This is a genomic window from Sphingopyxis lindanitolerans (assembly GCF_002993885.1).
Lineage (GTDB): Bacteria > Pseudomonadota > Alphaproteobacteria > Sphingomonadales > Sphingomonadaceae > Sphingopyxis > Sphingopyxis lindanitolerans.
In genome coordinates this window covers 2,772,275-2,783,732 of the sequence record NZ_CM009578.1, presented here as the reverse complement: position 1 = coordinate 2,783,732, position 11,458 = coordinate 2,772,275, and the positions used below count along the sequence as shown (strand labels likewise).

The window sequence follows — 11,458 nt, the reverse complement described above, 5'->3', positions numbered from 1 at the left end:
GGAAGCCCCACGCCTCCAATTTCGTCATGGCGAGAAGCGAAGCGACGAAGCAACGACGGCGTCAAATTCCCGCCAGCAACGCCCGTTCGGCCATTCGCGTCGCCGTCTCGCGCTCGGCCATCACGACATGGTCAGCGCCGCGCCGCACCAAATCGGCAACCTCCGCGTCCGAATGGGCGCGGGCGACGATCACCAGCTTGGGGTTGATCGCGCGCGCGCGCCGTACGATCGCACCCGCTTCGACGCCTTCGGGGATTGCGACGAGCAGCGTCCGCGCGCTGTCGAGCCCCGCCTGGTACAGCACGCTTTCCTTCGTCGCGTCGCCGACGATCACCGTCGCGCCTGCCGCTTCGGCGGCGGCGGCCATGTCCTTCTGATCCTCGATCACCACCAGCCGCTCGCCGCGCCCGCAGATCAGATTGCCGATATGACTGCCGACGCGGCCGTATCCGATCAACACCACCCCCGCGCCCGCCGACACCGGCTTTCCGCTGTCTTCGGCCTCTATCGCCGTTTCGGGAGCCGCGTCGGCGCGGAGCCTTTTCACCACCAGCGTAAAGAGAATAGGGTTGAGCAGGATCGACAGGATCGACCCCGCCAGGATCAGGTCGCGTGCCTCGGGCGGCATCACCTTCAGCCCGACGCCGAGTCCCGCGAGGATGAACGAAAATTCGCCGATTTGCGCCAGGCTGACGGCGATCGTCATCGCAGTGTGGTTCGGATGGCCGAAGGCGCGGACGATCGCATAGGCGGCGAATGACTTGCCGACGACGATGATCGCCACCGTCGCGATCAGCGGCAGCGGCTGTTCGACCAGCACTTTCGGATCGAACAACATCCCCACCGAGACGAAGAACAGCACCGCGAAGGCGTCACGCAGCGGCAGCGTTTCCTCCGCCGCGCGGCGGCTCAATGGCGTTTCGCCAAGGATCATCCCGGCAAAGAAGGCGCCGAGCGCCAAGCTCACGTCGAACACGACGGCCGCGCCGAACGCGACCCCCAGCGCGATCGCGAGCACCGCGAGGCGGAACAGTTCGCGCGAGCCCGAATGCGCGACCCAGTGCAGCACCGCGGGCAATATCCGCCGCGCGACGACAAGCATGAAGGCGACGAAACCAACGACCTTGACCAGCACGATCGCCGCCGATTGGAGCAGCCCGGCGCTCGTCCCCTCGTCACCGCGCGCGCCGAACATCGCGGGCAGCAACACGAGCGCGAGCACCATCGCCAGATCCTCAACGATCAGCCAGCCGACCGCGATGCGCCCCTTTTCGGACTCGACCATGTCCTGCGCCTGGAGCGCGCGCAGCAGCACCACCGTGCTCGCGACCGACAGCGCGAGGCCGAAAATCAGGCTGCCCGCGAAAGGCCAGCCGAGCCACAACCCCAGCATGACGCCGAGCGCGGTCGCCACCGCGATCTGCACCATCGCCCCCGGCACCGCGATTTTGCGCACCGACAGCAGATCCTTGAGCGAGAAATGCAGGCCGACCCCGAACATCAGCAGGATCACGCCGATCTCCGCAAGCTGGAGCGCAAGGCCCGTGTCGGCGACGATTCCCGGCGTGAACGGCCCGACCAGCACCCCCGCAAGCAGATAGCCCGCGATCGGCGAAATGCGCAGCCGATGCGCGAGCGCCCCCATCAGGAAAGCAACGCCAAGGCCGGCGACCACGGTGCCGATCAGGGTGGTGTCATGTAGCATAGGGCAGCGTAAAGGGCGCGGGCGCACACGGTCAAGCAACTCAAGTGATTTTGTTGCGATTGGGGTTCGCCGAGGATGCGAATGACAGTTTTTGGGTGGGAAGCGGCCGTGGATCTCCTAGGGGAAACCCAATAGACCGCATCCCCGAGCGAAGACGAGGGGCTCGTTCGAGCGGAGCGAGAACCGCGCGCCTCCGCTGCCTCGACTTCGCTCGGCAGAGCCCCTCGTCTTCGCTCGGGGATGCGGCTTCTATGACGGCTCGCCACGCTGATTGCGGCAACAATCGGTCGAAAGCTGCCATCGGCCCCTCCCCCTAAACCGTCCCCTCTTCCTTCTCCGCCTGCTGGCGCGCCCACATGTCGGCGTAGAGGCCGCGCATCTCCAGCAGTTGATCGTGCGTCCCCGTTTCGACGACGCGGCCGCGCTCGAGCACGATGATCCGGTCGGCGCCCGTCACCGTCGACAGGCGGTGCGCGATCACCAGCGTCGTGCGGCGTGCGGCGATGCGTTCGAGCGTGTCCTGGATCGCCGCCTCGGTGCGGCTGTCGAGCGCGCTCGTCGCTTCGTCGAGGATCAGGATCGGCGGGTTTTTCAGCAAGGTGCGCGCGATCGCGACGCGCTGTTTCTCGCCCCCCGACAGCTTCAGCCCGCGCTCGCCGACCTCGGTCTCATAGCCTTGCGGCAGGATCGCGATGAAACCGTCGATCGCCGCGCCCGTGGCCGCGGCGGCAATCTCTTCGATGCTGGCATCGGCGCGGCCATAGGCGATGTTGTAGCCGATCGAATCGTTGAACAGCACCGTGTCCTGCGGGACGATGCCAATCTCGGCGCGCAGGCTCTTCTGGGTCACCGCCTTGATGTCCTGCCCGTCGATCAGGATCCGCCCGCCCTGCGGATCGTAGAAGCGATAGAGCAGCCGCGCGATCGTCGACTTGCCCGCCCCCGACGGCCCGACGATCGCCAGCGTCTCGCCGGCGCCGACCGCGAAGCTGACGCCGTTCAGGATCGTGCGGTCGGAGTCGTAGCCGAAGACGATATTTTCGAACGTCACCGCGCCGCCCGCCACGGCCAGCATCGGCGCGCCGTCGGCGTCCTTGATTTCGGGCGGGGTGTCGATCAGGCGAAACATCGCTTCCATATCGATCAGCCCCTGGCGGATCGTGCGATAGACCATGCCGAGCAGGTCGAGCGGGCGAAAAAGCTGCGCGAGCAGGGTGTTGACCAGCACGACGTCGCCGACCGCGAACTGCCCCTTCGACCAGCCCCACACCGTATAGGCCATCGCTGCCGCCATCGCCGCGTTGGTGATGAAGCTTTGCCCGACATTCAGCCAGGCGAGGCTGTTCTCGCTCTTCACCGCGGCGCGGGCATATTGGTCGGCGACATCGCGATAGCGCGCCGCCTCGCGCTCCTCGGCACCGAAATATTTGACCGTTTCGTAATTGAGCAGGCTGTCGACGCTGCGCCCGACGGTCAGCGTGTCAAGGTCGTTCATCCGCGTGCGCAGCGCGGTGCGCCAGTCGGTCACCCGCCGCGTGAAGCCGATATAGACGACCACCATCGCCGCGGTCGCGCCCGCGAGGCCAAAGCTGAACTTGGTCCAGAAGATCGCGATCACCGCGATCAGCTCGATCAGGGTCGGCGCGATGTTGAAGAGCAGGAAATAGAGCATCGTGTCGATGCTCTTGGTCCCGCGCTCGATCACCTTGGTCACCTCGCCCGTCCGCCGCGCGAGATGGAAGCGCAAGGACAGCGCATGGAGGTGGGTGAAGGTCGCAATCGCCAATTCGCGCGTCGCATCCTGCCCGACTCGTTCGAACACGACGTTGCGCAGATTGTCGAACAGCACCCCGGCGAAGCGCGCGCCGGCGTAAGCGACGACCAGCCCGATCGCGAGCGCCACGCCCGCTTGCATCCCCGGCGCCATGCGATCGATCGCGGCACCATAGAGAAAGCCCATCGATAGCTGCACGCCCTTTGACGCCAGCACGATCAGCGCGGCGAGGATGATCCGCACCTTGTGCCCGCCCTGCCCCGCGGGCCACAGATAGGGCAGGAACCGCCGCAGCGTCGCCAGGACGGGCGGTTCGCGGCTTCTGTCGGCGGAGGTGGCGGTATCGGGCGGCATGCGCGGCCCATGTAGGACGCCCGCGCAGGAACGCCAAGCTGATCTCACCCAAGAGCCGTTCTGGCCTGGATAGGCGTATCCGCTTGAGCCCCTCCCCGAAAGGAGAGCGGTGATTCGGCCCGACACGGACCGACTCCAGCGTGAAGACCGACGCGCGGGTGGCCGGGCCTCTGTTGTCCGGGGCGCGACAACCGATCGATTATCGCCATCCCTAGCTTGCGCCCGCGGACCTTGCGCCCCAATAAGCCTCTATGGCTTCAGTCGAGGTTCAGGCGCGCGGCGCAAGACAGGTGATGATGACCGCCCTTCCCCCGCACAGCGCGTTCCGGGCATCGGGATGGCGCGCGCTTTTCCACCTGCTGCTGACGATCGCCGCGATGGTCGCCGTCGCGGCGCGGCCCGCGATGGCGCAGTCGATCCTGCGTGATGCCGAAACCGAAGCGCTGTTTCAGGACATGATGGACCCGCTGCTCGTCGCGGCTGGATTGCGTCCCGGACAGGTGCAAGTCCATCTGCTGGGCGACCGCAGCATCAACGCCTTCGTCGCGGGCAGCCAGGACATCTATGTCTTCAGCGGGCTGATCGAAACCGCCGACAGCGCCGAAGAGGTGCAGGGCGTCCTCGCGCATGAACTCGGCCACATCATGGGCGGCCACGCGATTCGCGCGAGCGAGGGCGCAAAGACCGCGACCGGCATCTCGCTGCTCAGCCTGCTGCTCGGCGCGGCAGCGATCGCGGCGGGCGGCGGCGAGGCCGGCATGGGCATCATGATGGCAGGCCAGCAGGCGGCGCTCGGCAAATATCTGGCGTTCACTCGCGTCCAGGAAGCGACCGCCGATGCCGCCGGCGCGCAATATCTGTCGAAAGCCGGGATCAGCGGCCGCGGCAGCCTGGCCTTTTTCAAGAAGCTCCAGAATCTCGAATTCCGCTATGGCATCAAGCAGGATGACGAACAGGCCTATGGCCGCACCCACCCGATGTCGGGCGACCGTATCCAGGCGCTGCGCGAGGTCTATGTCGTCGATCCCGCCTGGAGCAAGCCCGCCGACCCGGCGATCGAAGCCCGCTTCCAGCGCGTCAAGGCCAAGCTTTCGGGCTATATCGCCGACCCCGACCGGACGCTGCGCAAATATCCCGAAACCGACACCAGCATCCCGGCGCGCTATGCCCGTGCTTATGCCTGGCACAAGAGCGCCTATCCCGACAAAGCGCTCGGCGAGGTCGAAGGGTTGCTCAAAACCAATCCGCACGATCCCTATTTCCTCGAACTCGAAGGCCAGGTGCTGCTCGAGTCGGGACGGCCCAAGGATGCGATCCCGCCGCTGCGCGAGGCGGTGACCAATTCGCATTCGCAGCCGCTGATCGCCGCGACGCTCGGCCACGCGCTGATCGCGACCGAGGATCCCGCCAATTTCGCCGAGGCGGAGAAGGTGCTGAAGACCGCGGTCGCGCTCGACAATCAGAATCCCTTTGCCTGGTATCAACTCGGCATCGTCTATGCGAACAAGGGCGATCAGGCGCGCGCCGCACTCGCCTCAGCCGAACGCTATAATCTGGAGGGTGGACAGTCGGGGCTTGCGCTGCGTAATGCCGAAACCGCGATGCAGGGCCTGCCCGAAGGGTCGCCCGACTGGATTCGCGCACAGGATATTGCGCTGGTGTCGCGGGCCGAGGTGGAACGCGAGCGGAAACGGCGCTAGACTCAACACTCGATATGGGGACGCATCGCGAACCGTGATGCTCAAGGGCGACAAGTGACCGAAAAGAACGACGATTATTACCAGCCGTGGCTACGCGATCCGGCACCGACCCCCGGCGGCGCTGCCGCGCGCAGCCCCGCCGACGAAGGCGGACTTGCCAAACCGAAGGACGAACCGCCGGTCGGGATCGACCTCGCGCGCTACACGGCGGCCGAAAAGCCCCAGCCGCCGCGGGTGAAGCCCGACGCCGTCAAGGCGGGCGCCGCGAAGCTGTGGGACCGGATTCGGGACGGCGCCGAAAGCTTCGCCGACTGGACGATTAGCGTCGGCGAACGCGCCGATATCCCGGCGCGGGTCGAGGCGATGGAAATCCCCCGCCGTTCGCGCGCACTCGCGGCCAAAAGCGGGGCGCTGACCGCCGGGGCCGCGCGCGCGGTCGGTCGCGGGTCGGCGAAAGCGGGCCGCGCCGCGGCGAAAGCGAGCGGCGACGCATGGGACAAGATGGCGCTCGGCGACAAGGTCGCAAGGCTGTCGAGCGAGGCCGGGCGTAGCATCGGGGACGTCGCGGGCAAGACCAGGGCCGGGATCGGCCAGGCCGCCAAGGCGGGCACCGAGAGCCTGCGCGAGCAGATCGGCGAGGCCGCGACCAAATTGCGCCCCGCTCCGCGCGCGAACGCCGGGCCGCCGCCATCGGGCCTCGAACAATTGCTCGCGCGCGAAGAGGAAGCGGCAGCCGAGCGCGTCGCCGATGCCGCTCCCGACCTGCCGCTGTTCGCGGGCGAGGCGATTGCCGCCGCAACGCCGCCGCCGCCCGCAAGGCCGGCCAAGGCGAAAGCCGCCGCCGCGATGCCGCCGCCATCGATCTCGGGACCCGAACCCGATGACCGCATGCCGCATCGCCCGACCCCGCGCGCCGCAGCGCCGGCGAGTGCCCTGCCCGCGCCGCTGTGGGCGATCGCGCTCGGCGCGCTGCTATTGCTCGGCGCGGTTTTCTGGCTCGGCGGCCGTTTTGGCGGCGGGATGAGCAAGAGCGAGGTCGAGACCATCGTCGCCGACTATATCCGCGCCCACCCCGAGATCATTCCCGAAGCCTTCGAGGCACAGCGCAGCAAGGAAATGGCGAAGGCGGTCGACGCGGTGCGCCCGGCGCTCGAAAAGCCTTATGCCGGCGCGTGGGCGGGCAACGCCGACGGCGACGTGACGCTGGTGGTTTTCACCGACTATGCCTGCGGTTTCTGCCGCGCGAGCGTCCCCGACATCGATCGGCTGATCCGCGAGGACAAGCGCCTGAAGGTCGTGTTCCGCGAATTGCCGATCATCTCCCCGCAGAGCCGCGACGCCGCCATCATGGCGCTCGCCGCCGCGCGGCAGGGCAAATATGACGCCTTTCATCACGCGATGTTCGCGGCCTCGTCGCTCGACCCGTCGGCGATCGCCGCGGCGGCGCAGAAGGCCGGGGTCATCACCGACGGCAGCGCCGATGCGACCGCGAACGAGGCCCTGTTCCAGCGCGAGATCGATTCGAACCTCGCGCTCGCGACCCAGCTTCAACTGAATGCGACCCCGACCTGGATCATCGGCAGCCAGCTCTTCCAGGGCCAGGTCGGCTATGACGCGCTCAAGCAGGCGATCGCCAAGGCGCGGGCCAAGAGCTGAGGATGGCGGCGGACCCGGCGCAACGGTCGATCGATCGGGGAATCCGCAACCCGGACTTGATGGCGGCGGCGCTCGCACTGGCCGAGGGACGGCTTCACGACGCCGAGCCCGTGCTGAAGGCGCATCTGAAGCGCGATCCGTTCGACGTTGCGGCGATCCGCATGCTCGCCGAACTGGCGGCGCGGATCGAACGCTATCGCGATGCCGAGGCGCTGCTGCGCCGGGCGCTCGAACTCGCGCCCAGCTTTCTCGCCGCGCGATCGAACCTCGCCACCATCCTGCATCGCCAGGGGCGATCGGCCGAAGCGATCGTCGAGCTCGACACGCTGCAACAGGCCGATCCGGGCAATCCGGGCAACGCCAATCTGAAAGCCGCCGCGCTCGGCCGCGTCGGCGAGTTCGACGAAGCGCTCCTCCTTTATGAGCAGGTGCTGCAAGGCTTTGGCAAACAGCCGAAGATATGGATGTCCTATGGTCATATGCTCAAGACGGTCGGGCGCCAGGCCGACGCCGTCGCCGCCTATCGCCAGGCGCTGGCGCTGAACCCCGCGCTCGGCGAAGTGTGGTGGAGCCTCGCCAATCTGAAGACGCTGCGCTTTGACGATACCGATCTGTCGGCGATGGACGGGGCGCTGAACCGCGGCGACATCACCGCCGAAGATCGCTTTCACCTGCATTTTGCGCTCGGCAAGGCGCACGAGCAGCGGCAGCAGGCCGAGCGCGCCTTTGCCCATTATGACCAGGGCAACCGATTGCGGCGCGCACAGCTCGACTATGACGCGGACCAGACGCGCGCCGCGGTCGATCATGCCAAAGCGCTCTACACGGCGGGCTTTTTCAGTGCGCGCCGCGATCATGGCGCCGACGCCCCAGACCCGATCTTCATCATCGGCATGCCGCGCGCGGGCTCGACACTGATCGAGCAGATCCTGTCGAGCCATTCGATGATCGAGGGCACGATGGAACTGCCCGACATCCCCAAGCTCCATGCGAAGGCGCGCGGCATGGGCGGCGTCGACGGCCTGTCGGCCGATCAGGCCCGCGACCTTGGCGAACATTATCTGCGCGACACGCAGGTGCAGCGCAAAAGCGACAAGCCCTTCTTTATCGACAAGCTGCCGAACAACTGGCTGCATGTCGGCTTCATCAAGCTGATCCTGCCGGGCGCGAAGATCATCGACGCGCGCCGCCACCCGATGGATTGCTGTTTTTCCAATTTCAAACAGCATTTCGCGCGCGGACAGGCGTTCAGCTACGACCTTTCCGACATGGGGCATTATTATGCCGACTATGTCGATCTGATGGCGCATTTCGACCGGGTGACGCCGGGCCATGTCCACCGCGTCTTCCACGAACGGGTGATCGCGGATCTGGAGAGCGAGGTACGCGCGATGCTGGTGTGGCTCGGCCTGCCGTTCGAGCGCGCCTGCCTCGATTTCCACGCCAATGACCGCGCGGTGCGGACCGCGAGTTCGGAGCAGGTGCGGCGGCCGGTCAACCGCGACGGTGTGGACCAATGGCGCGCGATGGAGCCGTGGCTCGGGCCGCTCGTCGAGGCGCTGGGGCCGGTGCTGGCCGACTATCCGGCGCCTAGCTGAGCCCTGTTGCAATTTTGTCATAGTGATCGCGAATCGGTCGTCGGGACCGGCCGATTTCACATGCCCGATTGACGATCGCGCGAAAGATGCGACACCTCTCCCTCGCGCCGCACAGACGGCGACAAAAAGGGCAAGAGGAGCTGTTTATGCGGGTCCATGATTCACGCCGTGCGCTGCTGCTGATTTCACTGTCCTCGACGATCCTGTCATCGGGAGCGGCGTTGGCCCAGCAGGCCCCAAAGACCGATTATGACGACGAGATCGTCGTCACCGCGCAGAAGCGCGAGGAAAATCTTCAGGATGTTCCGATCAGCATCCAGGCGTTGGGAACCAAGAAACTCGACCAACTGAACGTTGCGAATTTCCAGGACTTTTCCAAGCTCCTGCCCAGCGTTTCCTTCCAGTCGAGCCAGCCGGGCGTCACCACCGTCTATATGCGCGGCGTCGCGAGCGGCGGCGACGGCAACCATTCGGGCTCGCTGCCCAGCGTCGGCGTCTATCTCGACGAACAGCCGGTCACGACGATCGGCGGGACGCTCGACGTCCATATCTATGACATTGCGCGCATCGAATCGCTCGCGGGGCCGCAGGGCACGCTTTATGGCGCCTCGTCGCAGGCGGGCACGATCCGCATCATCACCAACAAGCCCGACCCGTCGGGCTTCGAGGGCCGGGTCGATGGCGAGATCAACAGCATCAAGCATGGCGGCATGGGCGGCCGGCTGGAGGGCATGCTCAACGCGCCGATCAGCGAGATGGCGGCGGTGCGCTTTGTCGGCTGGTATCAGAAAGACGCCGGTTATATCGACAATGTGCCGGGAACGCGGACCTTTTGCGGCACGCCCACGCGTGACGGAAATGGCGACATCGATGGCTGCATCAAGGACGGCGTCTCGGTCACCAACGCCGCCTTCGTCGAAAAGAATTTCAACGACGCCGAAATCTATGGCGGCCGCGCCGCGCTGAAGGTCGATCTCGACGATAATTGGACGATCACCCCGACCCTGCTGTTCCAGAAGCAGAAGAGCCACGGCACTTTCGCGCAGGATCCGCTGGTCGGCGATTTGCAGACCCAGCGCTTCTACCCCGACATGCGCAGCGACAAATTCATCCAGGCGGCGCTGACCATCGAAGGCAAGATCGGCAATTTCGACATCACTTACGCGGGCGCCTATCTCGACCGCAAGGCGTATCAGATCAACGATTATACCGATTATGCCGAGGCTTATGACACGCTTTATGAAGCGCAGGGCGGCCTTGCCAATTATTTCTATATTCAGGACAATGCCGGCAACACCATCGACCCGCGGCAATATATCATCGGCACCGACCATTTCCGCAAGATGAGCCAGGAACTGCGCATCGCGTCGCCGCAGGACGAACGCTTTCGGGTCGTCGCCGGGCTGTTCTACCAGCGCCAGAGCAACCATATTCATCAGGATTATCTGATCCCCGGCCTGGCCGACAATCTGTCGGTCAACGGCCATCCGGGCACCCTGTGGCTCACCGAGCAAAAGCGCGTCGATCGCGACTATGCCGCGTTCGGCGAAGCGAGTTTCGACATCACGCCGACGATCACACTGACCGGCGGCGGCCGCTATTATAAATATGACAACAGCCTGATCGGCTTCTTCGGCTTTGGCCGCGACCCGAACGGCCCGCCCTATAATGCCGCGGGCAGTTCGCGGACCGGGGTCGCGGGATGTTACACCACGACCGGCGAGATATTGCGCGACAATCCGGGCGGCACGTTGTTGCCGGCAACGGTGGAGGGCGGTCCCTGCACCAACCTCGCCGATTTCGTGGGCGGCAAGCTGGTGCCCAAGCGCACCAAGGACAGCGGCTTCACCCACCGCCTGAACCTGACGTGGAAGCCGAGCGAGGACATTCTTGCCTATGCGACCTGGTCGCGCGGTTTCCGTCCCGGCGGGATCAACCGGCGCGGGACGATTCCGCCCTATGCCGCCGATTTCCTCACCAATTATGAATTGGGGCTGAAGACCACGCTGGCCGACGGCAGGGTCCGGCTGAACGCCGCCATCTATCTGCAGGACTGGAAGCGCTTCCAATTCTCCTTCCTGGGCGAGAACAGCTTTACCGAGATTCACAATGGCCCGAACGCCCGGATCAAGGGGATCGAAGCCGATATCAATATCCGGCCGGTCGAGGGACTGACGATCGCCGCCGCAGCCTCCTATACCGACGCCAAGACGCGCAACAATCTGTGCGAGATTGACGATCCGACCTATCAATGCACCGATCCGGGCAATTCGATCGCTGCCGAAAAAGGCACGCGGTTGCCGGTGACGCCGAAATTCAACGGCAATGCGACGCTGCGCTATCAATTCCCGGTCGGACCGGGCGAGATGCACTTTCAATCGGTGATCGCGCACCGCGGTTCGGCCACCCCCGACATCCGCGTCCCCACGGCGGACGCGCTGGGGCGGATACGCGGATCGACGACGGTCGATTTCGCGCTTGGCTTTGACTGGAGCAACTATAGTTTCGAGCTGTTCCTGCAAAATGCCTTTGACGAGCGCGCCGAACTCTCGCGCTTCTCCAACTGCGGGCAATGCGACGGGCGGGTGCAGATATTGGTGAACCAGCCCCAGACGATCGGAGCGCGGCTGGGCGCCAAGTTCTGATCGGGTGACGGCGACGCGCACCGACG

Annotated in this window: 6 protein-coding genes; 4 read left to right on the top strand and 2 right to left on the bottom strand. The window is 65.7% G+C overall.

What is annotated here, in order from left to right; translation table 11 throughout:
- Positions 1-61: 61 nt before the first annotated feature.
- Both CVO77_RS13370 and CVO77_RS13365 read right to left on the bottom strand, forming a co-directional pair.
- Entirely contained in the window at positions 62-1,705 is a 1,644-nt protein-coding gene (locus CVO77_RS13370) for a cation:proton antiporter domain-containing protein (RefSeq protein ID WP_105999460.1), read from the bottom strand.
- Positions 1,706-2,018: 313 nt separating this feature from the next.
- Positions 2,019-3,833 carry an ABCB family ABC transporter ATP-binding protein/permease gene (locus CVO77_RS13365; RefSeq protein ID WP_105999459.1) on the bottom strand — a complete coding sequence of 605 codons (1,815 nt, stop codon included), beginning with the start codon at positions 3,831-3,833 and terminating at the stop codon, positions 2,019-2,021.
- Positions 3,834-4,129: 296 nt separating this feature from the next.
- On the opposite strand from CVO77_RS13365, the gene CVO77_RS13360 reads away from it, so the two are divergent.
- From CVO77_RS13360 to CVO77_RS13345, 4 genes are all read left to right on the top strand, one after another.
- Positions 4,130-5,533, top strand: a complete 1,404-nt coding sequence (locus CVO77_RS13360; RefSeq protein WP_106000824.1) for a M48 family metalloprotease — start codon at positions 4,130-4,132, stop codon at positions 5,531-5,533.
- Positions 5,534-5,587: 54 nt separating this feature from the next.
- Positions 5,588-7,189 (top strand): DsbA family protein, encoded by a 1,602-nt coding sequence (locus tag CVO77_RS13355; RefSeq protein WP_105999458.1) that lies wholly within the window; start codon positions 5,588-5,590, stop codon positions 7,187-7,189.
- 2 nt (positions 7,190-7,191) lie between these two features.
- The gene (locus CVO77_RS13350; protein ID WP_105999457.1) at positions 7,192-8,787 is read left to right on the top strand and encodes a tetratricopeptide repeat-containing sulfotransferase family protein; all 1,596 of its coding nucleotides are present in this window, start codon (positions 7,192-7,194) and stop codon (positions 8,785-8,787) included.
- Between the two features lie 146 nt (positions 8,788-8,933).
- Positions 8,934-11,432: a TonB-dependent receptor gene (locus CVO77_RS13345; RefSeq protein WP_105999456.1), complete on the top strand. Its 2,499-nt coding sequence runs from the start codon at positions 8,934-8,936 to the stop codon at positions 11,430-11,432.
- Positions 11,433-11,458: the final 26 nt, after the last annotated feature.